The sequence below is a fragment of the Thalassobaculum sp. OXR-137 genome (assembly GCF_034377285.1).
In the GTDB taxonomy this organism is placed as follows: Bacteria; Pseudomonadota; Alphaproteobacteria; order Thalassobaculales; family Thalassobaculaceae; genus Thalassobaculum.
This window is the reverse complement of sequence record NZ_CP139715.1, coordinates 4016381-4038948: the sequence shown is the minus strand read 5'-3', so window position 1 is coordinate 4038948 and position 22568 is coordinate 4016381. Positions and strand designations below refer to the sequence as shown.

At 66.3% G+C, this 22568-nt stretch carries 24 protein-coding genes; 22 read left to right on the top strand and 2 right to left on the bottom strand.

The features are described 5' to 3' along the window. Positions 1–8: 8 nt before the first annotated feature. The 13 genes from nuoG (at position 9) to T8K17_RS18835 (ending at position 13839) form a co-directional block, all read left to right on the top strand. Positions 9–2108, top strand: a complete 2100-nt coding sequence (gene nuoG, locus T8K17_RS18895; protein ID WP_322331285.1) for an NADH-quinone oxidoreductase subunit NuoG — start codon at positions 9–11, stop codon at positions 2106–2108. A gap of 22 nt (positions 2109–2130) precedes the next feature. Then, positions 2131–3135 (top strand): NADH-quinone oxidoreductase subunit NuoH, encoded by a 1005-nt coding sequence (nuoH, locus tag T8K17_RS18890; RefSeq protein WP_322331284.1) that lies wholly within the window; start codon positions 2131–2133, stop codon positions 3133–3135. A gap of 20 nt (positions 3136–3155) precedes the next feature. Further along, positions 3156–3644 carry an NADH-quinone oxidoreductase subunit NuoI gene (gene nuoI, locus T8K17_RS18885; RefSeq protein ID WP_322331283.1) on the top strand — a complete coding sequence of 163 codons (489 nt, stop codon included), beginning with the start codon at positions 3156–3158 and terminating at the stop codon, positions 3642–3644. 97 nt (positions 3645–3741) lie between these two features. Beyond that, positions 3742–4350: an NADH-quinone oxidoreductase subunit J gene (locus T8K17_RS18880; protein ID WP_322331282.1), complete on the top strand. Its 609-nt coding sequence runs from the start codon at positions 3742–3744 to the stop codon at positions 4348–4350. 1 nt (position 4351) lies between these two features. Next, entirely contained in the window at positions 4352–4660 is a 309-nt protein-coding gene (gene nuoK, locus T8K17_RS18875) for an NADH-quinone oxidoreductase subunit NuoK (protein WP_028794897.1), read from the top strand. Positions 4661–4664: 4 nt separating this feature from the next. Beyond that, positions 4665–6596, top strand: a complete 1932-nt coding sequence (gene nuoL / locus T8K17_RS18870; RefSeq protein WP_322331281.1) for an NADH-quinone oxidoreductase subunit L — start codon at positions 4665–4667, stop codon at positions 6594–6596. Between the two features lie 4 nt (positions 6597–6600). Further along, entirely contained in the window at positions 6601–8112 is a 1512-nt protein-coding gene (locus tag T8K17_RS18865) for an NADH-quinone oxidoreductase subunit M (RefSeq protein ID WP_322331280.1), read from the top strand. Between the two features lie 19 nt (positions 8113–8131). Then, positions 8132–9583: an NADH-quinone oxidoreductase subunit NuoN gene (gene nuoN, locus T8K17_RS18860; protein WP_322331279.1), complete on the top strand. Its 1452-nt coding sequence runs from the start codon at positions 8132–8134 to the stop codon at positions 9581–9583. Between the two features lie 79 nt (positions 9584–9662). Then, on the top strand, positions 9663–10481 hold the full coding sequence (locus T8K17_RS18855) for a type III pantothenate kinase (RefSeq protein WP_322331278.1): 819 nt from the start codon (positions 9663–9665) through the stop codon (positions 10479–10481). Continuing rightward, positions 10478–12157, top strand: coding sequence for a ribonuclease J (locus T8K17_RS18850; protein ID WP_322331277.1), 1680 nt, complete (start codon positions 10478–10480; stop codon positions 12155–12157). The genes T8K17_RS18855 and T8K17_RS18850 overlap by 4 nt, the downstream gene beginning before the upstream one ends. A gap of 14 nt (positions 12158–12171) precedes the next feature. Further along, the gene (gene mce, locus T8K17_RS18845) at positions 12172–12576 is read left to right on the top strand and encodes a methylmalonyl-CoA epimerase (protein ID WP_322331276.1); all 405 of its coding nucleotides are present in this window, start codon (positions 12172–12174) and stop codon (positions 12574–12576) included. Between the two features lie 7 nt (positions 12577–12583). Further along, positions 12584–12835, top strand: coding sequence for a DUF1467 family protein (locus tag T8K17_RS18840; RefSeq protein ID WP_322331275.1), 252 nt, complete (start codon positions 12584–12586; stop codon positions 12833–12835). 662 nt (positions 12836–13497) lie between these two features. Then, positions 13498–13839 (top strand): hypothetical protein, encoded by a 342-nt coding sequence (locus T8K17_RS18835; protein ID WP_322331274.1) that lies wholly within the window; start codon positions 13498–13500, stop codon positions 13837–13839. A 172-nt stretch (positions 13840–14011) separates the two neighbouring features. Here the strand turns inward: T8K17_RS18835 and T8K17_RS18830 are convergent, their stop codons facing one another. Then, positions 14012–15241, bottom strand: a complete 1230-nt coding sequence (locus tag T8K17_RS18830; RefSeq protein ID WP_322331273.1) for an acyl-CoA dehydrogenase — start codon at positions 15239–15241, stop codon at positions 14012–14014. Between the two features lie 101 nt (positions 15242–15342). On the opposite strand from T8K17_RS18830, the gene T8K17_RS18825 reads away from it, so the two are divergent. Then, positions 15343–15510, top strand: a complete 168-nt coding sequence (locus T8K17_RS18825) for a DUF6898 family protein (RefSeq protein ID WP_322331272.1) — start codon at positions 15343–15345, stop codon at positions 15508–15510. Positions 15511–15565: 55 nt separating this feature from the next. Here the strand turns inward: T8K17_RS18825 and T8K17_RS18820 are convergent, their stop codons facing one another. Then, positions 15566–16015, bottom strand: a complete 450-nt coding sequence (locus tag T8K17_RS18820; protein WP_322331271.1) for a MucR family transcriptional regulator — start codon at positions 16013–16015, stop codon at positions 15566–15568. 314 nt (positions 16016–16329) lie between these two features. Here T8K17_RS18820 and rpiB point away from each other — a divergent pair, with 314 nt between their 5' ends. The 8 genes from rpiB (at position 16330) to nusB (ending at position 22563) form a co-directional block, all read left to right on the top strand. Then, the gene (gene rpiB, locus T8K17_RS18815; protein ID WP_322331270.1) at positions 16330–16779 is read left to right on the top strand and encodes a ribose 5-phosphate isomerase B; all 450 of its coding nucleotides are present in this window, start codon (positions 16330–16332) and stop codon (positions 16777–16779) included. A 94-nt stretch (positions 16780–16873) separates the two neighbouring features. After that, complete coding sequence (gene glyA / locus T8K17_RS18810) at positions 16874–18181, top strand: serine hydroxymethyltransferase (RefSeq protein ID WP_322331269.1); 1308 nt, start codon at positions 16874–16876, stop codon at positions 18179–18181. Positions 18182–18201: 20 nt separating this feature from the next. Next, positions 18202–18672, top strand: a complete 471-nt coding sequence (gene nrdR, locus T8K17_RS18805) for a transcriptional regulator NrdR (RefSeq protein ID WP_322331268.1) — start codon at positions 18202–18204, stop codon at positions 18670–18672. Between the two features lie 25 nt (positions 18673–18697). Then, entirely contained in the window at positions 18698–19819 is a 1122-nt protein-coding gene (gene ribD / locus T8K17_RS18800; RefSeq protein ID WP_322331267.1) for a bifunctional diaminohydroxyphosphoribosylaminopyrimidine deaminase/5-amino-6-(5-phosphoribosylamino)uracil reductase RibD, read from the top strand. A gap of 9 nt (positions 19820–19828) precedes the next feature. Then, positions 19829–20458, top strand: coding sequence for a riboflavin synthase (locus T8K17_RS18795; RefSeq protein WP_322331266.1), 630 nt, complete (start codon positions 19829–19831; stop codon positions 20456–20458). Next, complete coding sequence (gene ribB / locus T8K17_RS18790) at positions 20458–21612, top strand: 3,4-dihydroxy-2-butanone-4-phosphate synthase (RefSeq protein ID WP_322331265.1); 1155 nt, start codon at positions 20458–20460, stop codon at positions 21610–21612. Before T8K17_RS18795 ends, ribB begins: the two co-directional genes overlap by 1 nt. Before the next feature lie 10 nt (positions 21613–21622). After that, positions 21623–22066 (top strand): 6,7-dimethyl-8-ribityllumazine synthase, encoded by a 444-nt coding sequence (gene ribH, locus T8K17_RS18785; RefSeq protein ID WP_322331264.1) that lies wholly within the window; start codon positions 21623–21625, stop codon positions 22064–22066. Next, positions 22063–22563, top strand: coding sequence for a transcription antitermination factor NusB (gene nusB, locus T8K17_RS18780; RefSeq protein ID WP_322331263.1), 501 nt, complete (start codon positions 22063–22065; stop codon positions 22561–22563). Before ribH ends, nusB begins: the two co-directional genes overlap by 4 nt. The last annotated feature ends 5 nt before the right edge of the window (positions 22564–22568 follow it).

Here is a 22568-nt window from a genome sequence, read left to right as displayed (position 1 = left end):
AGGGCACGATGCCGAAGCTGACAGTCGACGGAATTGAGGTCGAGGTCCCCCAGGGAGCCACCGTCCTGCAGGCCTGCGAGGCCGCGGGCGCCGAGGTGCCGCGCTTCTGCTTCCACGACCGCCTGTCGGTCGCGGGCAACTGCCGCATGTGCCTGGTGGAGATGGAGAAGGCGCCGAAGCCGATCGCGTCCTGCGCCTTTCCGGCCGGCGACGGCATGGTGATCCACACCAAGTCCGACGTCGCCCGCAAGGCCCAGAAGGGCACGATGGAATTCCTGCTGATCAACCACCCGCTGGATTGCCCGATCTGCGACCAGGGCGGCGAGTGCGACCTGCAGGACCAGGCCATGGGCTACGGCTACCACTCGACGCGCTACGACGAGAACAAGCGCGCGGTGACCGACAAGTACATGGGCCCGCTGGTCAAGACGATCATGACCCGCTGCATCCACTGCACCCGCTGCGTGCGCTTCTCGACCGAGATCGCCGGCGTGACCGACATGGGCATGCTGAACCGCGGCGAGGATGCCGAGATCACCACCTATCTGGAGAAGGCGCTCGACAGCGAGCTGTCGGCCAACGTGATCGACCTCTGCCCGGTCGGCGCCCTGACCTCCAAGCCCTATGCCTTCGTCGCCCGCCCGTGGGAGCTGAAGAAGACCGAGACTGTCGACGTGATGGACGCGGTCGGCTCCAACATCCGGGTCGACGCCCGCGGTGCCGAAGTGCTGCGCGTGCTGCCGCGGCTGCATGAGGACGTCAACGAGGAGTGGATCTCCGACAAGACCCGCTACGCCTGCGACGGCCTGAAGCGCCAGCGGCTCGACCGCCCGTATGTCCGCAAGGACGGCAAGCTGCAGCCGGCTAGCTGGCCGGAGGCCTTCGCCGCCGTGGCCGGCGCCATGAAGGGCCTGAAGGGCGACCAGATGGCCGCCATCGCCGGCGACACCGTCGACGCCGAGTCGATGTACGCGCTGAAGCGCCTGATGGGCGAGCTGGGCAGCGCCAATATCGACTGCCGCCAGGACGGCGCGAAGGTCGGCGGCGGGGCCCGCTCCGGCCACCTGTTCAACACCACCATCGCCGGCATCGAAGAGGCCGACGCCATCCTGCTGGTCGGCACCAACCCGCGCTGGGAAGCCGCCTTGGTCAACGCCCGCATCCGCAAGCGCTGGATGGCGGGTCCGGTGGCCATCGGCCTGATCGGTGCGCCGGTCGACCTGACCTACGACTACGAGCACCTGGGTGCCGACCCGAAGACCCTGGCCGAGGTCGCCGACGGCTCCCATGACTTCGCCAAGCTGCTGAAGGACGCCAAGCGGCCGATGATCATCGTCGGCATGGGCGCGCTGGCCCGCGAGGACGGTGCCGCCGTGCTCGCCGCCGCCCGCAAGATCGCCGACGACACCGGCATGATCGTGGCCGCCTCGGAAGACGAGGAAGGCAACGAGATCGCCGGCTGGAACGGCTTCAACGTCCTGCACACCGCCGCCTCCCGGGTCGCGGGCCTGGACATGGGCTTCCTGCCGGGCGAGGGCGGCCGCGACGTGGCCGGCATCGTCGAAGGGGCGACGTCGGGTGCGGTGAAGCTGGTCTATCTGCTGGCCGCCGACGAGGTCGACAGCGATTTCGGCGACGCCTTCGTGGTCTATCAGGGCCATCACGGCGACAACGGTGCCCATGGCGCCGACGTCATCCTGCCGGGGGCGGCCTATACCGAGAAGGACGGCCTCTACGTCAACACCGAGGGCCGGATGCAGCTCGGCGTCGCCGCGACGTTCCCGCCGGGCGAGGCGCGGGAGGACTGGAAGATCCTGCGCGCGCTGTCCGAAGCGGTCGGCAAGACGCTGCCCTTCACCACGCTGGAGGATGTCCGTTCCGCCCTGCGGGCCGACCATCCGACCTTCGCGGCGATCGACACGATCGAGCCGGCCGAGTGGGGCGCGTTCGGCGCCGCCGGTGCGACCGACGACACGCCGTTTGCGTATCCGGTCGATAACTTCTACATGACCGACCCGATCAGCCGCGCGTCGAAGACGATGGCCGAGTGCACGGAAGCCTTCGTGCTGCCGAAGCGCGCCGGCGCGGCGACCGGAACCAACGGATAAGCGGCGGGGCAGGGCGCGGGTAATGGAGTTTGTCGATACATACGTGATCCCGGGCGCGATCATCGTCGCCCAGATCCTGGCCGTCGTGGTGCCGCTGCTGGTCGCGGTCGCCTATCTCACCTACTTCGAACGCAAGGTGATCGGCGCCATTCAGCTGCGCAAGGGACCGAACGTGGTCGGGCCGTTCGGCCTGTTCCAGCCGTTCGCCGACGCGCTGAAGCTGATGTCGAAGGAGACGATCCTTCCGGCCGGCGCCAACAAGGTGATCTTCATCCTGGCGCCGATGCTGACCTTCATCCTCAGCCTGATCGCCTGGGCGGTGATCCCGTTCGGCGAGGGCATGGTGCTGGCCGACATCAATGTCGGCGTGCTCTACCTGTTCGCGATCAGCTCGCTCGGCGTCTACGGCGTGATCATGTCGGGCTGGGCCTCGAACTCGAAATACGCCTTCCTCGGCGCCCTGCGCTCGGCCGCCCAGATGGTCTCCTACGAGGTCTCCATCGGCTTCGTGATCATCACCGTGCTGCTCTGCGTCGGCTCGCTGAACCTGACCGCCATCGTCGAGGCGCAGCGTACCGTGTGGTTCGCCATTCCGCTGCTGCCGATGTTCGTGGTGTTCTTCATCTCGGCCCTGGCCGAGACCAACCGCGCGCCGTTCGACCTGCCGGAAGGCGAGTCGGAGCTGGTGGCCGGCTACTTCGTCGAATACTCGTCGATGAGCTTCGCGCTCTTCTTCCTCGGCGAATACGCCAACATGATCCTGATGAGCGGCATCACCGTGGTGCTGTTCCTGGGCGGCTGGCTGGCGCCGTTCGACGTCGCCCCGTTCAACTGGGTCCCGGGACCGATCTGGTTCATCCTGAAGATCTCCCTGGTCCTGTTCGTCTTCTTGTGGGTCCGCGCCACGTTCCCGCGCTATCGCTACGACCAGCTCATGCGTCTCGGTTGGAAGGTCTTCCTGCCGCTGTCGCTGCTGTGGGTGGTGATCACGGCCGGCGTGCTGGTGACCTTCGACTGGGTTCCGTGAGGAAAGGAAGAGGCTGAGCCATGGCTTCCGTCCAATACCGCGCCAAGAGCATGCTGCTGACCGAGCTGGTCAGCGGCATGGCGCTGACGCTGAAGTACTTCTTCCGTCCCAAGGTGACGCTGAACTACCCCTACGAGAAGGGGCCGCTCAGCCCGCGCTTCCGGGGCGAGCACGCGCTGCGCCGCTATCCGAACGGCGAAGAGCGCTGCATCGCGTGCAAGCTGTGCGAGGCGATCTGCCCCGCCCAGGCCATCACCATCGAGGCCGAGCCGCGCGCCGACGGGTCGCGCCGCACGACGCGCTACGACATCGACATGACGAAATGCATCTACTGCGGCTTCTGCCAGGAAGCCTGCCCGGTGGACGCCATCGTCGAGGGTCCGAATTTCGAGTTCGCGACGGAGACCCGCGAGGAGCTGTTCTACAACAAGGACAAGCTGCTCGCGAACGGCGACCGCTGGGAAGTCGAGATCAGCCGGAACCTGACGGCCGACGCGCCGTACCGCTGATTGCGCGGCGCTCGGGTTTAGGTTTCGGTTTAGGAATGCGGGATAACCGATTGTATTTGATCGGTGACGGGTCGAAAGACCGGGGAAAGGGATCGGCATGGCTCTACAGGCCTTAGTCTTCTACCTGTTCGCCTTCGTGGCGGTCGCATCGGGCGTGATGGTCGTCACATCGCGCAATCCGGTGCATTCGGTGCTGTTCCTGATCCTGGCGTTCTTCAATGCCGCGGGCCTCTTCGTCCTGATGGGCGCGGAGTTCCTGGCGATGATCCTGGTCGTCGTCTATGTCGGCGCCGTCGCCGTGCTGTTCCTGTTCGTGGTCATGATGCTCGACATCAACTTCGTCGAGTTGCGCCAGGGCTTCGCGCGCTATCTGCCGGTCGGCGGGCTGATCGGCCTGGTGCTGCTGGCCGAGCTGATCCTGGTGGTCGGGGTGTGGAGCTTCGCGCCCGAGGTTGCGGTCGTCGCCGCCTCGCCGATCCCGGCCGAAGTGACGAACACCGAGGCCATCGGCCAGGTGATCTACACCCACTACGTTCTGGCCTTCCAGACCGCGGGTATCGTGCTGCTGGTCGCCATGATCGGCGCCATCGTGCTGACCCTGCGCCACCGTCCGGACGTCAAGCGCCAGTCGATCGACAAGCAGAACCTGCGCCGTCCCGAGGATGTCGTCGAGGTCGTGAAGGTGACCCGCGGGGGAGGGGTCTGAGATGGAAATCGCTCTGGGCCATTACCTCACGGTCGCCGCGATCCTGTTCACCCTGGGGATCTTCGGCATTTTCCTGAACCGGAAGAACGTGATCATCATCCTGATGTCGGTCGAGCTCATGCTGCTCGCCGTCAACATCAACTTCGTGGCGTTCTCCACCCATCTCGGCGATCTGGTCGGCCAGGTCTTCGCCGTGTTCGTGCTGACGGTCGCCGCGGCCGAGGCGGCCATCGGGCTCGCCATCCTGGTGGTGTTCTTCCGCAACCGCGGCTCCATCGCGGTCGACGACATCAATCTGATGAAGGGCTGAGCCGATGTACGCCGCCATCGTCTTTCTTCCGCTCATCGGCGCGCTGATCGCCGGGTTCGGAAACAAGAAACTGGGGGATCGGGGCGCGCAGATCGTGACCTGCGCCGCCATGGTGACCTCCGCAGTCCTCGGCGTCATCGCCTTCTGGGAAGTCGCGCTGAACGGCCAGTCCCAGACCGTGGAACTCTTCACCTGGATCGACAGCGGCAGCTTCGAGGCGAGCTGGGCCCTGCGCTGGGACACGCTGACCGCCGTCATGGTGATCGTCGTGACCGTCGTGTCGTCCTGCGTGCACGTCTATTCCGTCGGCTACATGAGCCACGACCCGTCGATCCCGCGGTTCATGGCCTATCTGTCGTTCTTCACCTTCGCCATGCTGATGCTGGTGACCTCGGACAACCTGATCCAGATGTTCTTCGGCTGGGAGGGCGTGGGTGTCGCCTCCTACCTGCTGATCGGGTTCTGGTATGACCGGCCGTCCGCCAACGCCGCCGCCATCAAGGCCTTCGTGGTCAACCGCGTCGGCGATTTCGGCTTCGCCCTCGGCATCTTCGGCTGCTTCCTGCTGTTCGATGCGGTGAGTTTCGACGCGATCTTCGCCGCGGCGCCGGAAATGGCCGGCACGACCTTCGACTTCCTGTGGTTCTCCGATGTCGACGCGCTGACGGTCATCGCCATCCTGCTGTTCATCGGCGCCATGGGTAAGTCGGCCCAGCTCGGCCTGCACACCTGGCTGCCGGACGCCATGGAAGGCCCGACGCCGGTCTCCGCGCTGATCCACGCCGCCACCATGGTGACCGCCGGCGTGTTCCTGGTCGCGCGGATGTCGCCGCTGTTCGAATACGCGCCCGACGCCCTGGTCGTGGTGACCATCGTCGGTGCCGCCACCGCCTTCTTCGCGGCGACGGTCGGCACGACCCAGAACGACATCAAGCGGGTCATCGCCTATTCGACCTGTTCCCAGCTCGGCTACATGTTCTTCGCCCTCGGCGTCTCGGCCTATCCGGCGGCGATCTTCCACCTGATGACCCACGCCTTCTTCAAGGCGCTGCTGTTCCTGTCGGCCGGCTCGGTGATCCATGCCCTGCACGACGAGCAGGACATGCGGAACATGGGCGGCATCTGGCGCAAGATCCCCTGGACCTACGCCATGTTCTGGATCGGCAGCCTGGCGCTGGCCGGCATCCCGTTCTTCGCCGGCTACTACTCCAAGGACATGATCCTGGAGTCCGCCTTCGCCGCCCATACCGGCGCGGGTGAGTTCGCCTTCTGGGCCGGCATCGTCGCCGCCCTGCTGACCGCGTTCTATTCCTGGCGCCTGCTGTTCATGACCTTCCACGGCAAGCCTCGGATGGACCAGCACACCTTCGACCATGCGCATGAATCGCCGCCGGTGATGCTGATCCCGCTGCTGGTGCTGGCGGTCGGTGCGGTGTTCAGCGGCTTCATCGGCTACGAGTATTTCGTCGGCCACCACATGGACGCGTTCTGGGGCTCTTCCATCAAGATCCTGGAAGAGAACAACGTGATCGAGGCGGCCCACCATTCGCCGCTCTGGGTCAAGCTGGCGCCCCTGGTGGTCGGCATCATCGGCATCGCCTCGGCCTATGTGGCCTACATCCTGAACCCGGGCATCCCGGCCAAGGTCACCAGCGCGATCCGTCCGGTCTACCTGTTCCTGCTGAACAAGTGGTACTTCGACGAGCTGTACGACTGGCTGTTCGTGAAGCGCTCCTGGCAGGCCGGCATGATGTTCTGGAAGACCGGCGACGGCACCATCATCAACGGTTTCGGTCCGGACGGCGTGAGTGCCATGACCCGCTGGTGCGCGGGGCAGGTGGCCCGGCTGCAGACCGGTTACCTCTATCACTACGCATTCGCCATGCTGATCGGTGTCGTGGCGCTGGTCTCCTGGTACCTGGCCTTCGGGGGTTGAGCTGATGCTCGAACAATGGCTTCTGACGATCGTGACGTTCGGCCCCCTGCTCGGGGTGGCGTTCATTCTGACGGTCCGCGGCACCCCGGAGCAGGTCGCGAGCTCCTCGCGCTGGCTGGCCCTGGTGGCGTCGGGCTCGGTGTTCCTGATCTCCCTGCTGATCCTGACCTATTTCGACCCGGCCACCGCTGAGTTCCAGCTGGTCCAGAAGGTCGAGTGGATCCCGGGCTCGTCGATCGCCTATCACATGGGCGTGGACGGCATCTCGGTCTGGTTCGTGCTGCTGTCGACCCTGCTGACGCCGATCTGCATCCTGGCGAGCTGGGAAGCGGTGCAGAAGCGGGTGCGCGAGTACATGATCGCCTTCCTGGTCCTGGAGACCATGATGGTGGGCATGTTCTGCGCCCTGGACATCTTCCTGTTCTACATCTTCTTCGAAGCCGTCCTGATCCCGATGTTCCTGATAATCGGCGTGTGGGGCGGGGCGCGTCGGGTCTACGCCGCCTTCAAGTTCTTCCTGTACACCCTGGCCGGCTCGGTGCTGATGATGCTGGCGGTCCTGGCGATGTACTGGCAGGCCGGCACCACCGACATCCCGACGCTGATGGCGACCCGCTTCCTGCCGGACGTGCAGACCTGGCTGTGGCTGGCCTTCTTCGCCTCCTTCGCGGTGAAGGTGCCGATGTGGCCGGTGCATACCTGGCTGCCGGACGCCCACGTGGAGGCGCCGACCGCCGGCTCCGTGATCCTGGCCGGCGTGCTGCTGAAGATGGGCGGCTACGGCTTCCTGCGCTTCTCCATCCCGATGTTCCCGGAGGCCTCGGCCGATTTCGCGCCGCTGGTCTACACCCTGAGCGTGGTGGCGGTGATCTACACCTCGCTGGTGGCGCTGGTGCAGCAGGACATGAAGAAGCTGATCGCCTACTCGTCGGTCGCCCATATGGGCTTCGTGACGGTCGGCATGTTCACCATGACCACCCAGGGCGTGGAAGGCTCGATCTTCCAGATGCTGTCCCACGGCATCGTGTCGGGCGCGCTGTTCCTGTGCGTCGGCGTGGTCTACGACCGGATGCACACCCGCGATATCGACGCCTATGGCGGTCTGGCCAACAACATGCCGCGCTACGCGCTGATCTTCATGCTGTTCATGATGGCCTCGGTCGGCTTGCCCGGCACCTCCGGCTTCGTGGGCGAGCTGCTGATCCTGGCCGGCGCGTTCCAGACCAACACTTGGCTCGCCGCCTTCACGGCGACCGGCTTGGTCCTGGGTGCCGCCTACATGCTCTACCTCTACCGCCGGGTGATCTTCGGCAAGCTCGAGAAGGAGCAGCTCAAGGCGCTGCTCGATCTCAGCCCGCGGGAGATCGCGGTCTTCGCGCCGCTCGTCGTCCTGGTGCTGTGGATGGGCATCTATCCTTCGACCTTCACCGACCTGATGTCGGCCTCGGTGGAGAACCTGATCACGAATTACAAGGTGGCGCTCGGCGAAGCCGGCACCGCCCTGGCGGCCCGCTAAAGCGGCCGGGAGCACGGATATGGACGCGGCAACGACCCTTCCGATCATGGCGCCGGCCTCGGCGGAGATCTTTCTGGCCATCGCCGGCCTTGCACTGCTCATGGTGGGCGTGTTCAAGGGCGAGGGCAGCCTCAAGATGCTGTCCTGGGCGACCATCGCCGCCCTGGTGGTGGCGGCCGTCCTGGTCGTGGTGAAAGGCGGCGAGGCGCTGGCCTTCCAGGGCCTGTTCGTCACCGACAGCTTCGCCCAATACGCCAAGATCCTGATCCTGTTGGGATCGGCCTTCTCGATCGTCCTGTCGCTCGGCTATCTGGAGCGCGAGCAGGCCGGCCGGTTCGAGTATCCGGTGCTGATCCTGTTCGCCACGCTCGGCATGATGCTGATGGTCTCCGCCAAGGACCTGATCATGCTGTACATGGGCCTGGAGCTGCAGAGCCTGGCGCTCTACGTGGTCGCCTCGATCCGGCGCGACACGCTGAAATCGACCGAGGCGGGCCTGAAGTACTTCGTGCTGGGCGCGCTCAGCTCGGGGCTGCTGCTGTACGGCTGTTCGATGATCTACGGCTTCACCGGCACCACCAGCTTCGAGATCCTCGCCACCGTGCTCGGCACCGGCGAGGCGCCGTCGACCGGTCTGGTGGTCGGCCTGGTGTTCCTGGTCTGCGGCCTGGCTTTCAAGGTCTCGGCCGTGCCGTTCCACATGTGGACGCCGGACGTCTACGAAGGTGCGCCGACCCCGGTGACGGCCCTGTTCGCCGTCGCCCCGAAGGTCGCCGCCATCGCCCTGTTCCTGCGGGTGATGATCGACCCGTTCGGCGATCTTCTGGCCTCCTGGCAGCAGGTGGTGGTGTTCGTGTCGCTCGCCTCCATGGTGGTGGGCGCGCTGGCCGCGATCATGCAGACCAACATCAAGCGCCTGATGGCCTACAGCTCGATCGGCCATATGGGCTATGCCCTGGTCGGTCTCGCCGCCGGCACCGAGGCCGGGGTGACGGGCGTCATGATCTACATGGCGACCTACATCTTCATGAATATCGGCACCTTCGCCGTGATCCTCGGCATGCGCCGCGACGGCCGTCTGGTGGAGAACCTGTCGGATCTCGCCGGCCTGTCGCGCACCCATCCGATGATGGCGCTGGCGCTGCTGATCTTCATGTTCTCCATGGCCGGCATCCCGCCGCTCGCCGGCTTCTTCGGCAAGTGGTACGTGTTCATGGCCGCGGTGAATGCCGGCCTCTACGGCCTCGCCGTGGTCGGCGTGCTGGCGAGCGTGATCGGTGCGTTCTACTATCTGCGGATCGTGAAGATCATGTATTTCGACGAGGCTCAGCAGCCGCTGGACGGCGCGGTGGCCGGCGACCTGCGGCTGATCCTGTACGGCTCGGCGATCGTCACGGTCCTGTTCTTCCTCGGCCTGTCGCCGATCTACGATACGGCGGCGGCCGCCGCCGCCAGCCTGATCGGCGCCTGATCGCCGTCAGGCAGAGAGGGGCCGGGTGGACGGCGAACCAGGGATCCGCCCGGTATTCCGTCATGGCCGGGATAGTTAGATGCTGCTGGTGATCGACTGCGGGAACACCAACACGGTGTTCGCCGTCTACGAAGACGGGCGCGAGGAGCCGGTCGGCTCCTGGCGGACCTCGACCAACGCCGACCGGACGGCTGACGAATACGCCGTCTGGCTGACCCAGCTCATGGCGCTCGACGCGCTGAACACCGGCGGGATCGACAGCGTGATGATCGCCACCGTGGTGCCGGCGACGCTGTTCAACCTGAAGACCCTGTGCCGGAAGCATTTCGGCATCGATCCCATGGTGATCGGCGAGCGGCCGACGGAGCTGGGGATCGAGGTCAGGATCGACCGGCCGGAAGAGGTCGGCGCCGACCGGGTTGTAAACGCCGTGGCGGCGCACAAGCTCTACGGCGGTCCGCTGATCGTCGTCGATTTCGGCACGGCCACCACGTTCGACGTGGTGGAGGACGACGGCGGCTATGCCGGCGGCATCATCTGCCCGGGCATCAACCTGAGCCTCGATGCGCTCTATATGGCCGCGGCCCAGCTCCCCCGGGTGGCGATCCGGCCGCCGGAGCGGATGCCCGGCGACAACGATCCGGTCCGGGTGATCGGCAAGAACACGCGCGCGGCCATGCATTCCGGGATCTTCTGGGGATACGTGGCGATGATCGAGGGATTGGTCGAGCGCATCCGAGCGGAATATGGCCGGCCCATGAAGGTGGTCGGCACCGGGGGCCTGGCGGCGCTGTTCGCCGACTGGACCGCGGTCATCGAAATCGTGGACGACGATCTGACACTGACGGGGCTGCGCATGATACATGACCGAAATCGGGCCCAGACGGGCGTCGCATGACCCTGAAGCTCGATCCCAACGACGACGACCTGTATTTCCTCCCGCTCGGCGGGTCCGACGAGATCGGGATGAATGTCAACCTGTACGGCTATGCCGGACAGTGGCTGATGGTCGATCTCGGCATCACGTTCGGCGACGACACCACGCCCGGCGTGGACGTCATCCTGCCGGACATCTCGTCCATCGAGCCCCACAAGGACACGCTCTGCGGTCTGCTGCTGACCCATGGTCACGAGGACCATATCGGCGCGGTGCCTTACCTGTGGGAACGGCTCGGCTGCCCGATCTACTGCACCCCGTTCACTGCCTCGCTGGTCCGCCGCAAGCTGGTCGATGTCGGCCTGCTGGAGAAGGTCGAGCTGATCGAGATCCCCGTCAGCGGTTCCGCGGTCATCGGGCCGTTCGAGATCGAGATGATCCGGGTCACCCACTCGATTCCCGAGCCGAACATGATCGTCCTGCGCTGCGGCGCCGGCACCGTCGTGCATAGCGGCGACTGGAAGTTCGATCCCACGCCCTTCATCGGCGGGCCGACCGATTTCGACGCCATCCGCGCGGTCGGCGACGAGGGGGTGCTGGCGCTGATGGGCGACAGCACCAACGTGTTCGTGCCCGGCCGCACCGGCTCCGAGGCCGAGGTCCGCATGGCGCTGACCGAACTGTTCGCCCAATACGACGGGCAGGGCCGGATCGCGGTCGCCTGCTTCGCCTCCAATGTCGCCCGGCTGGAGAGCGTCGCCATGGCGGCGGCGGCCAACGACCGGCAGTGTGCCCTGATCGGCCGGTCGCTCTGGCGGATGCACGACGCCGCCAAGGAGAACGGCTATCTGCAGGACGCCCCGACCTTCGTGAAGGAGGACGAGGCCGGCTACTTCCCGGAGGACAAGATCGTCCTGATCTGCACCGGGAGCCAGGGCGAGTCCCGGGCCGCCCTGTCGCGGATCTCCGACGGCGCCCATCCGCATGTGTCCTTGGGCGAGGGCGATATCTGCATCTTCTCCTCGCGCCAGATCCCCGGCAACGAGCGGGCGATCGGCCGGGTGCAGAACCGGCTCTCGGCCCGCGGGGTGGAGATCATCACCACCGAGGACCAGCCCGGCATCCACGTCTCCGGTCACCCGGCCCGCGAGGAGCTGGCCGAGATGTACCAGATGCTGCGCCCGAAGATCGCGATCCCGGTGCATGGCGACGCCCGCCACCTGCGCGAGCACGCCCGGCTGGCCAAGGCCTGCCAGGTCCCGGAAACCGTGGTGCCTTCCAACGGCAGCCTGATCCGCCTGGCCGCCGGCCATGCCGAGATCATCGACTGGATCAAAGGCGAGGGGGCCCAGGTCGTCGATGACGGCCAGATCCTCGGCCTGCAGTCCGAAACCCTGCGCGACCGGCGGCGGATGCTGCACAACGGGGCGGCGACGGTCACCCTGGTGCTGGACGCCAAGGGCAACCTTCAGGCGGACCCGCTCGTCTCCCTGGTGGGCATCGCCGGTCCGGAGGATGCCGAGGACGTCGCCCTCGATGCGGCGGACGCGATCCAGGACAACCTGCGCAAGCTGTCCAACCGGGACCGGCGCGAGGACGAGGCGGTCCGCGAGTCGGCCCGCCGGACGGTGCGTCGCATCGTGCGCGACGAGTTCAACAAGCGCCCGGTGACCGACGTCCATATCGTAAGGATCTGACGGAGCTCGATACCATGATCGGCCGATTGAACCATGTCGCCATCGCCGTTCCCGACCTTCCGGCGGCCACGGCGACCTATCGCGATACCCTGGGTGCCGCGGTGTCGCAGCCGCTGGACCTGCCGGAGCACGGCGTGACCGTGGTGTTCGTCGAACTGCCCAACACCAAGATCGAGCTGCTCCACCCGCTGGGCGAGGGCTCGCCGATCGCCGGGTTCCTGGAGAAGAACGCCTCGGGCGGCATCCACCATGTCTGCTACGAGGTGGACGACATCCTGGCGGCGCGCGACCGGCTGCGGGCCGAGGGTGCGCGGGTGCTGGGCGACGGGGAGCCGAAGATCGGCGCCCACGGCAAGCCGGTCCTGTTCCTGCACCCCAAGGACTTCACGGGGACCCTGGTCGAACTCGAGCAGGTCTGAGGGCGCCATGGATCTGGTTTCCGGAATCGTCGTCTACGTCATTCTGTGGTGGTGGATCCTGTTCATGGTTCTGCCGGTCGGCGTGCGCCGGGAAGACGACGTGCAGCAGGGCAACGACGCCGGCGCGCCGAAGAAGCCGATGCTGGCGGTCAAGCTGCTGGCGACCACCGTCATCGCCGCCCTGGTCTGGGTGGGGGTGGACCTGGTCGTTCGCTCCGACCTGATCTCGTTCCGCGAGATGATTCGGGATTGGCCCTGACCGGCGAACGCCGGGGGCCGCCCACTCTCATTTTCTCCCAGTACTCGAAGCCTTTGGCCGGGCTCGGCGAGACGCGGGCCGGAGCGCCTGCTTGAGCGATCCGGGCGCTGCGGCATCGCCGCGTCCGCCCCCGCAGCGGGCCGGAGCGACGGCGGTCCTGTTTTGCAGCGCGGCGATTGTGTTGCGATGCACAATACTGTGCCAAACACCCGCCGCTAAAAGTGACAATTGCACAAAAAATGAACAATGATATGCTTTTTGCCAAAAAAAAGAGCGGCTGAGGCGATAAAGCCTTGCCACTCCCTTTTGTCAGGCCTATTTTCCTGACTGTGATCGTTGGCGATCACATACGCCTGATGGCGTTTCCTCCCTAAACTCGGGCCGTGCCGGCTACGCCGGTGCGGTCTTTTCTTTGCCCGGGAAAGATAGGGGAACCAACCGAGCGCGTCGACCAAAAAAAGCGCTTTGCGGACAATTTTTGAACATGTTCGCATCCTAACGAGTATGTTTGTATCTCGCTGTTAGGAGAGACGGTCATGAACGCCCGACGGTTTCCATTCCAAAGGTCGTCGCGACGCTTGAACCGCCTGCTTGTCGCCGCAACCGTCGGTGTTTTCTGTCTCGCTGCCCACGACTCGCCCGTTGCCGCCTCGACGATTACCGTGACGGCCACCGACTGCCAGCGCCTGGTGGCGCACCAGCCCGCGGCCGACGTGGCCTACAAGCCCGGCGTGGACGTGAACGGCAACGCGGTGGCACCGGCCGACCTGCCGGGCTCGGTGACGATCAAGACGCCGACCGAGGTCACCTTCGACATCACCTACGATCTTCTGTCGAATTACGGCGTGGCCTCGGACACGGCACTCGCGCCGCGTGGCGAGGCGGTGATCGGCACGGTGAAATACGACCTGCTGTCCGGCGCGCTCACCTTCAACGGCGAGACGCTGGGCGATGCCGAGACCGCGGCGCTGCGCGAACTCTGCAAGGCGGCGGAGGGGCAGTAGCGACCCCATACCGTCATTCTGATGCACGTCAGGATCAAGCAGCCTGCGTCCGGAGACCCGCAGATCCTGACGGTCGTCAGTATGACGGGGGAGGGAACAGGGAATAAAAAAAGGGCCCCGCCGGAGCGAGGCCCTTTCGTCGTTCGGTGGCTCGTGGGGCGAACCCCCTTCGTTACCCGGTGAACGCCTGCAGGCCGGTCTGGGCGCGGCCCAGGATCAGCGCGTGCACGTCGTGGGTGCCCTCGTAGGTGTTCACGGCCTCCAGGTTCAGCACGTGGCGGATCACGCCGTACTCGTCGGAGATGCCGTTGCCGCCGTGCATGTCGCGGGCCATGCGGGCGATGTCGAGCGCCTTGCCGCAGGAGTTGCGCTTAGCCAGCGAGATCGCCTCCGGCGCGCCGCGGCCCTCGTCCAGCAGACGGCCCAGACGCAGGCAGGCCTGGAGACCGATGGTGATCTCGGTCTGCATGTCGGCCAGCTTCTTCTGGATCAGCTGGTTGGCGGCCAGCGGCCGGCCGAACTGGGTGCGCTCCATGGTGTAGTCGCGCGCCGCGTGCCAGCAGGCCTCGGCCGCGCCGAGCGCGCCCCAGGAAATGCCGTACCGCGCCTTGTTCAGGCAGCCGAAGGGGCCGCCCAGGCCGGAGATGTTCGGCAGCAGGTTCTCTTCCGGCACGAAGACGCCGTCCATGACGATTTCGCCGGTGATGGAGGCGCGCAGGCTGAACTTGCCCTCGATCTTCGGTGCGGACAGACCCTCCATGCCCTTCTCGAGCACGAAGCCGCGGATCTTGCCGTCCTCGGTCTTGCCCCAGACCACGAACACGTCGGCGATCGGCGAGTTGGTGATCCACATCTTGGCGCCGGACAGCTTGTAGCCGCCGTCGACCTTCACCGCGCGGGTCTTCATGCCGCCCGGATCGGAGCCGTGGTCCGGCTCGGTCAGGCCGAAGCAGCCGACCCACTCGCCGCTGGCGAGCTTCGGCAGGTACTTCTTGCGCTGTTCTTCGGAGCCGTAGGTGTAGATCGGGTGCATGACCAGGCTGGACTGCACGCTCATGGCGGAGCGGTAGCCCGAGTCGACCCGCTCGACCTCGCGGGCGATCAGGCCGTAGCAGACGTGGTTCACGCCGGCGCCGCCGTATTCCTCGGGGATGGTCGCGCCGAGCAGGCCGAGCGCGCCCATTTCGGTCATGATGTCCCGGTCGAAGACTTCGTGGCGGAAACCCTCGTGGACGCGCGTCAGGAGCTTCTCCTGACAATAGTCGCGGGCCGCGTCTCGGATCATCCGCTCTTCTTCGGTGAGCTGGTCGTCCAGCAGGAGCGGATCATCCCAGGCGAAATCGGGACGCTTCTTGATTTCGGACGCCGGCTTGTCAGCGACGGCGGCGACGGGCGGGGCCATGTCGATCTACCTCGTAATCTTGGTGCGTTCGTTCTTATATACGGTAGTGCGCGGCGTCCAAACATCCAGAGACGAGAATGCCTCCAAGAAGCGACGGACGAGTGATCCTGGAGTTCATCCCCAGGGGCGCCTACGTGAAGGTAAGCGCCATTGATACGGTGACCGGAACCGAAGTGTCCATCGTCGGAGATCCGACGCGCGGCGAGGCCGCCCTGCGGCAATTGGCCATCCGGAAGCTCGAATACGTGATGAACAAGCAAAAAAAATGACGGCCGCCGGGGATCCGACGGCCGTCCGATAGACTCAATGTCGCGTGACGGGCGCTCAGGCGCTCTTGCGACGGCCTCCGCGGCGGGAGGTCTGACGGCCGAGGCCGATCTTCTTGGCGAACTCGGAACGCTGGGCGGCGTAGTTCGGGGCGACCATCGGGTAATCGGCCGGCAGTCCCCACTTCGCCCGGTAGTCTTCCGGCGTCATGTCGTAGGTGGTGCGCAGGTGACGCTTCAGCATCTTCAGCTGCTTGCCGTCTTCCAGGCAGACGATGTAGTCGGGGGTCACCGACTTCTTGACCGGAACGGCCGGCTTCAACGGCTCCGGCTCCGGCTCGCCGCCGCCTTCAGTCAGATTGTTCAGCGCGTCGTGCACCGTATTGATCACCTCCGCGATTTGATTGGAGGCGACCGAGTTGTTGCTCAGATAAGCCGCGACGACCTGGGTCGTCATCTCGATCATCGATTTACCGGCGGCTGATTCAGTCTTGGTCTCGTCGCTCATTGAAAGGCTCAATTTTGTGGGGGACGTTTCATAATGCATGGCTGACACACGACAAAAGGCAAGTCAATACACTCGTCAAGAATTTCAGTGGCTAACTTTAAGTATGGCGCAGCACTTATTGCATGGATGTTGAAATAATTTCCCTACGAAATTTGTCGCTGAAATCAGTCCCGCCCGGAATCGCGAACGTTCGGACCCAGTCGGGCAGGTAGGGAAAGAGTTAAGGAATTCAACACCGACTCGCGCCAGCTTTTGTGGCATCGGACCGGCAAGTTGGCTTATATAGGGGCGAACTTGTCTCGGAGCCATAGAATATGACCTCTGCCGCGATCGCCGTTGCATCCGATCATGCCGGTTTTCCGCTCAAGTCCGATCTCGCGGAATTTCTGCGTGATAAAGGATTCGAGGTGGTGGATCTCGGCACCGACGGCTCGGAGTCCGTCGATTATCCGGATTTCGCTTTCGAGATGGCGCGCGCCCTGAAGGACGGCCGGGTGGCGCGGGGCGTTCTCGTTTGCGGCACCGGGCTTGGAATCAGCATCGCCGCCAACAGATATCCCTGGGTGCGCGCCGCCCTGTGCCACGACGTGACCACCGCGCGGCTGTGCCGGGAGCATAACGACGCCAACGTGATCGCCCTGGGCGGGCGGCTGATCGGCGTCGAGCTGGCACGGGACTGCGTGGAGACGTTCCTGGCCACCGAATTCGGCGGCGACCGCCACGCCCGGCGCGTCGGCAAGATGACCAATCCGCCGGAGTTGTAGGGCGCCGCTAGAGGGCGCTCGCCGGAACCGGCGCGCGCCGCACCATTCGCTATCACCTGACCCAGACTGAGGTCCGAAGGAGACCGATCTCTTCATGACCCTCGCTACCGATCTTCATACCGATGCCGAAAGCTTCTTCGGCGCGACCCTGGCCGAGAGCGACGCCGAGCTGCTCGGTTCGATCACCAAGGAACTGCACCGCCAGCAGTCGCAGATCGAGCTGATCGCCTCGGAGAACATCGTCTCCCGCGCCGTGCTGGAGGCCCAGGGCTCGGTCCTGACCAACAAATACGCCGAAGGCTATCCGGGACGGCGCTATTATGGCGGCTGCGAGTTCGTCGACATCGCCGAACAGCTCGCCATCGACCGGGCGAAGAAGCTGTTCGACTGCGCCTTCGCCAATGTGCAGCCCCATTGCGGCGCGTCCGCCAACCAGGCGGTGTTCCTGGCCCTGCTGAAGCCGGGCGACACGATTCTCGGCATGTCGCTCGATGCCGGCGGCCACCTGACCCATGGCGCCAAGCCGAACCTGTCGGGCAAGTGGTTCAACGCCATCGGCTACGGCGTGACCAAGGAAGAGGGCGTCATCGACTACGACCAGGTCGAAGCCCTCGCCAAGGAGCACAAGCCGGCCCTGATCATCGCCGGTGGTTCCGCCTATCCGCGCGAGATCGACTTCCCGCGCTTCCGCAAGATCGCCGACAGCGTGGGTGCGCTGTTCATGGTCGACATGGCGCATTTCGCCGGTCTGGTCGCCGGCGGCGTGCTGCCGAGCCCGCTGCCCCATGCCGATGTGGTGACCACCACCACCCACAAGACCCTGCGCGGTCCGCGCGGCGGCATGATCCTGTCGCGCGACGAGGATATCGGGAAGAAGATCAACTCCGCCGTCTTCCCCGGCCTGCAGGGCGGTCCGCTGATGCATGTGATCGCCGCCAAGGCGGTCGCCTTCGGCGAGGCGCTGCGGCCCGAGTTCAAGGCCTATGCCCAGGCCGTCGTGGACAACGCCAAGGCCCTGGCCGAGGTGCTGAAGAGCCGCGGTCTCGACATCGTGTCCGGCGGCACCGACAGCCACCTGATGCTGGTCGACCTGCGGCCCAAGGGCCTGACCGGCCGCGATACCGAGCACGCCCTGGAGCGCGCCGGCATCACCTGCAACAAGAACGGCGTGCCGTTCGACCCGCAGAAGCCGATGGTGACCTCCGGCGTGCGTCTCGGCACCCCGGCCGGCACCACCCGCGGCTTCGGTGTGGCCGAGTTCCGTCTTGTCGGCGAGCTGATCGGCGACGTGGTCGACGGTCTGGCCCGCAACCCCGAGGGCGACGGCCAGGTCGAAGCCCAGGTCCGGGCCAAAGTCGAGGAGCTCTGCAACCGCTTCCCGATCTACCCGGGCGCGGCCTGAGCGAGCGAGGGAGTAGAGGCATGCGCTGTCCGTTCTGCGGGAATGAAGACACTCAGGTGAAGGACTCCCGTCCCACCGAGGACAACACCGCCATAAGGCGCCGCCGGTTCTGCCCGGAATGCAGCGCCCGCTTCACCACGTTCGAGCGGGTTCAGCTTCGCGAGCTGACGGTGGTCAAGAAGACGGGCAAGCGCGCGCCCTTCGACCGGGACAAGCTGGCGCGGTCGATCCAGATCGCCCTGCGCAAACGCCCGGTCGAACCCGAGCGCATCGAGCGCCTGGTGACCGGCATCGTCCGGCGCCTGGAAAGCATGGGGGAGAGCGAGATCCCGTCCGACGTGATCGGCGAGATGGTCATGGACGCGCTCGCCAATGTGGACCCGGTCGCCTATGTGCGCTTCGCCTCGGTCTACAAGAACTTCCGCGAGGCGAAGGATTTCGAGAACTTCGTCGAAGAAATCCAGAGCGGCGGCAACTACATCGACGACTGACCGCCGGAACCTGCGGCGGCCTGTCATGACCACCGATCCCTCCATCGCTGCAGCCGACCGCGCCTTCATGGCGGTCGCGCTGCGGCTCGCCCGGCGTGGGACAGGGCGCACGGCGGACAACCCCTCCGTCGGCTGCGTCCTGGTGCGCGACGGCCGGATCGTCGCCCGCGCCCGCACCTCCGACGGCGGCCGGCCCCATGCCGAGGCGAACGCCCTGGCCCTGGCCGGGGAGGCGGCGCGCGGCGCCACCGCCTATGTCACCCTCGAACCCTGCGCCCATTGGGGCCGCACGCCGCCCTGTTCCAAGGCGCTGATCGAGGCCGGCATCGCCCGGGTCGTGGTCGCCGTGGAGGATCCGGATCCGAGGGTCGACGGCGGCGGCTTGGCGATGCTGCGCGCGGCCGGCATCGAGGTCGTGACCGGGGTGGAGACGGCGGCGGCCGAATCGGTGCTCGCGGGCTACCTGAAACGCCGCCGCACCGGCCGGCCGGCCGTCACCCTGAAGCTCGCCGCCAGCCTGGACGGCCGCATCGCCACTGCAACCGGCGCCAGCCGCTGGATCACCGGTCCCGAAGCGCGGGCGAGGGGGCATCTGATGCGCGCCCGCCATGACGCCATCCTGATCGGCGCGGGTACCGCCGCGGCCGACGATCCGGAGCTGACCTGCCGTCTGCCGGGACTGGAGGCGCAGTCTCCCGTGCGGGTGGTTCTGGACAGCAATCTGTCCCTGTCGCCGACCAGCCGCCTGATGGCGACGGCGGGGCAGGTCCCGACCTGGCTGGTCTGCCGCGGCGACGTGCCGGACCGGCGCCAGGCCGACTGCAGTCGGTTCGGCGCCACGGTCCTGCCGGTGGCGGGCGACGGGGAGGGCAGGCCGGCGGTGGACGCGGTCCTGGCGGTTCTGGCGGGGGGCGGCATCAACAGCGTGCTGGTCGAGGGCGGGGCCGCCGTGGCGGCCGCATTCCTGCGGGCCGACGCGGTGGACATCCTGGCGCTGTTCCGGGCGCCGGTGGCGATCGGCGGCGACGGCAGAGCGGCCCTGGACGGGCTCGGCGTGACCGATCTGGCCGGCGCGCCGCGATTCCGGTCGCACGGGATCGAGTGTCTTGGTGCGGATACGCTGGAAACATTGCGTCGAGCGACATAGGTTGCGGCCATGTTCACAGGCATCATCACAGATATCGGCCGCGTGCGGTCGGTCGAGCAGCGCGGCGACACGCGTTTCGTCATCGCCACCGGCTACGCCATGGACAGCGTCGATATCGGCGCCTCCATCGCCTGCGGCGGCGCCTGTCTGACCGTGGTCGAGAAGACGGCGGACAGTTTCACCGTCGACGTCTCGGGCGAGACCCTGTCGAAAACCACCCTGGGCACCTGGGCGGAAGGCACGCCGGTCAACCTGGAGCGCTCGCTGACTCTGGGCTCCGAGCTGGGCGGCCATCTGGTCACCGGCCATGTGGACGGACTGGCGAAGCTGGTCGCGGTCGAGCGGGACGGGGACAGCCACCGGCTGTCGGTGGAAGCGCCCGAGGGGCTGGAGGGCTTCGTCGCCACCAAGGGCTCGGTCTGCCTCGACGGCGTGTCGCTGACCGTGAACGCTGTCCAGGGGCGCCGGTTCGAGCTCAACCTGATCCCCCATACCTGGGATCACACCACCTTCCGCGAGCGGTCGGTCGGGGACAATTTGAACATGGAAGTGGATTTACTTGCGCGGTACGTTGCGCGCCTCGCCGAGACCGGGACCGTGCCCGTCTCGTCGCTGATCAGCCGAACGAATGGATCGTGATGTCCGAGCAGCAACCGCAATCCCTGTCGGAGGTCTATACCGGCGCGCTCTCCTCCATCGAGGAAGTCGTCGAGGAGGCCCGCTCCGGACGGATGTTCATCCTGGTCGATGACGAGAACCGGGAGAACGAAGGCGATATCTGCGTGGTCGCCCAAATGGCCACGCCGGAAGTCATCAACTTCATGGCCAAGCATGCGCGCGGGCTGATCTGCCTGTCGCTGACCCGCGAGCGGATCGACAAGCTCGGCCTGCCGCTGATGTCGTCGCGCAACGAGACCCGGCACGAGACCGCCTTCACCGTCTCCATCGAGGCGCGCGACGGCGTGACCACCGGCATCTCGGCCCATGACCGCGCCCATACCATCCAGGTCGCCATCGATCCGCAGCGCGGCCGCGAGGATATCGTCACGCCGGGCCACGTCTTCCCGCTGATGGCGCGCGAGGGCGGCACCCTGGTGCGCGCCGGCCATACCGAGGCGGTGGTCGACATTGCCCGCATGGCCGGGCTGAACCCGTCCGGCGTGATCTGCGAGATCATGAACGACGACGGCACCATGGCGCGGCTGCCGGACCTGGTGCAGTTCGCCCAGTTCCACAACATGAAGATCGCCACGATCGCCGACCTGATCGCCTATCGCCGGCGCACCGAGAGCGTCGTCGACCGCGCGGTGGAGACCACCCTGCGCAGCAAGTTCGGCGGCGACTGGCGGATGATCGTCTACACCAACAAGGTGACCTACGCCGAGCATGTGGTGCTGGTGAAGGGCGACATCACCACCAAGGATCCCGTGCTGGTCCGCATGCACGCGCTGAACGTCCTGGACGACGTGCTCGGCGATGCCAGCGGCAAGCGCGGCGGTACTCTCGGGGCGGCCATGAAGCTGATCGGCGAGGCCGGGCGCGGCGTGGTCGTGCTGATCCGCGAGCCGAGCCCGACCTCCCTGTCCGACCGGGTGCGCGACAAGCTGCGCGCCGAGGCGGAAGGGCGCACGCCCCACGCCGAGCTGCGAGACTACGGCGTCGGCGCCCAGATCCTGCTGGACCTCGGCATCCACGAGATGGTGCTGCTGTCCAACACCAAACGCACCATCATCGGGCTCGACGGCTACGGCCTGAGCGTCGTCGAACAGCGCCCGATTCCCGTGGACGAGTGAGAAGAAGACCATGCCCCGAGTCCTGATCGTTGAAGCCAGGTTTTACGAGGACATCGCCGACGAGCTCGTCCGCGGCGCCATCCAGCATCTGGAGGCCGAAGGCGTGGAGTTCGACCGGGTGACCGTGCCCGGCGCCTTCGAGATCCCCGGCGCCATCTCCATGGCCCACCAGGGCGCGTTGAAGGGCGGGGCCGCCTATGACGGCTATGTCGCGCTCGGCTGCGTGATCCGCGGCGAGACCACCCATTACGACTATGTCTGCGGCGAGAGCGCCCGCGGGCTGATGGATCTCGCCGTGCGCGAGAACCTGGCGATCGGCTACGGCATCCTGACCGTGGAGAACGGCGACCAGGCCTGGGCCCGCGCCCGGGTCACCGAGAAGAACAAGGGCAAGGATGCCGCCGAGGCCTGCCTGGCCATGGTCTCCCTGCGTCACCAGTTCTCCCTGTCATGACCGAATCCGCCAAATCCGGTCCCCGCGGCCGCGGCAAGACCGTCGCCCGCCGGCTGGCCCGTCTCGCCGCCGCCCAGGCGCTGTACGAGATCGAAGTCGCCAAGGCCTCGCCCCACGAGGTCGTGCCGGCCTTCGTGTCGCGCGGCTTCAGCGGCATCGTTGACGACGCCGAGTCGCGCCCGGTCGACGCGCTGTTTTTCGAGAAGCTGGTCCTCGGCGCCTATGGCGACACCCCGACCATCGACCCGATGCTGAGCAACGCCCTGGAGCCGGAATTCAAGCTCGGCCGCCTGGAGGTGCTGCTGCGCGCGATCCTGCGCCTGGGCGCCTACGAGCTCCTGTCCTTCGGCGACGTCCCGGCCAAGGTCGTGATCACCGAGTATGTGGAGCTCGGCCGCGACTTCTTCTCCGGCCGCGAGCCGGCGCTGGTGAACGCCGTCCTCGACCGGCTCGCGCGCCTGCTGCGCGAGGGCGAGGTCTCCGACCGGACCGAGTGACGGGC

Excerpts from the sequence above, each read along its gene's own strand:
- nuoG (WP_322331285.1), top strand. The coding sequence starts at position 9 with ATGCCGAAGCTGACAGTCGACGGAATTGAGGTCGAGGTCCCCCAGGGA.
- nuoH (WP_322331284.1), top strand. The coding sequence starts at position 2,131 with ATGGAGTTTGTCGATACATACGTGATCCCGGGCGCGATCATCGTCGCC.
- nuoI (WP_322331283.1), top strand. The coding sequence starts at position 3,156 with ATGGCTTCCGTCCAATACCGCGCCAAGAGCATGCTGCTGACCGAGCTG.
- T8K17_RS18880 (WP_322331282.1), top strand. The coding sequence starts at position 3,742 with ATGGCTCTACAGGCCTTAGTCTTCTACCTGTTCGCCTTCGTGGCGGTC.
- nuoK (WP_028794897.1), top strand. The coding sequence starts at position 4,352 with ATGGAAATCGCTCTGGGCCATTACCTCACGGTCGCCGCGATCCTGTTC.
- nuoL (WP_322331281.1), top strand. The coding sequence starts at position 4,665 with ATGTACGCCGCCATCGTCTTTCTTCCGCTCATCGGCGCGCTGATCGCC.
- T8K17_RS18865 (WP_322331280.1), top strand. The coding sequence starts at position 6,601 with ATGCTCGAACAATGGCTTCTGACGATCGTGACGTTCGGCCCCCTGCTC.
- nuoN (WP_322331279.1), top strand. The coding sequence starts at position 8,132 with ATGGACGCGGCAACGACCCTTCCGATCATGGCGCCGGCCTCGGCGGAG.
- T8K17_RS18855 (WP_322331278.1), top strand. The coding sequence starts at position 9,663 with ATGCTGCTGGTGATCGACTGCGGGAACACCAACACGGTGTTCGCCGTC.
- T8K17_RS18850 (WP_322331277.1), top strand. The coding sequence starts at position 10,478 with ATGACCCTGAAGCTCGATCCCAACGACGACGACCTGTATTTCCTCCCG.
- mce (WP_322331276.1), top strand. The coding sequence starts at position 12,172 with ATGATCGGCCGATTGAACCATGTCGCCATCGCCGTTCCCGACCTTCCG.
- T8K17_RS18840 (WP_322331275.1), top strand. The coding sequence starts at position 12,584 with ATGGATCTGGTTTCCGGAATCGTCGTCTACGTCATTCTGTGGTGGTGG.
- T8K17_RS18830 (WP_322331273.1), bottom strand. The coding sequence starts at position 15,241 with ATGGCCCCGCCCGTCGCCGCCGTCGCTGACAAGCCGGCGTCCGAAATC.
- T8K17_RS18820 (WP_322331271.1), bottom strand. The coding sequence starts at position 16,015 with ATGAGCGACGAGACCAAGACTGAATCAGCCGCCGGTAAATCGATGATC.
- rpiB (WP_322331270.1), top strand. The coding sequence starts at position 16,330 with ATGACCTCTGCCGCGATCGCCGTTGCATCCGATCATGCCGGTTTTCCG.
- glyA (WP_322331269.1), top strand. The coding sequence starts at position 16,874 with ATGACCCTCGCTACCGATCTTCATACCGATGCCGAAAGCTTCTTCGGC.
- nrdR (WP_322331268.1), top strand. The coding sequence starts at position 18,202 with ATGCGCTGTCCGTTCTGCGGGAATGAAGACACTCAGGTGAAGGACTCC.
- ribD (WP_322331267.1), top strand. The coding sequence starts at position 18,698 with ATGACCACCGATCCCTCCATCGCTGCAGCCGACCGCGCCTTCATGGCG.
- T8K17_RS18795 (WP_322331266.1), top strand. The coding sequence starts at position 19,829 with ATGTTCACAGGCATCATCACAGATATCGGCCGCGTGCGGTCGGTCGAG.
- ribB (WP_322331265.1), top strand. The coding sequence starts at position 20,458 with ATGTCCGAGCAGCAACCGCAATCCCTGTCGGAGGTCTATACCGGCGCG.
- ribH (WP_322331264.1), top strand. The coding sequence starts at position 21,623 with ATGCCCCGAGTCCTGATCGTTGAAGCCAGGTTTTACGAGGACATCGCC.
- nusB (WP_322331263.1), top strand. The coding sequence starts at position 22,063 with ATGACCGAATCCGCCAAATCCGGTCCCCGCGGCCGCGGCAAGACCGTC.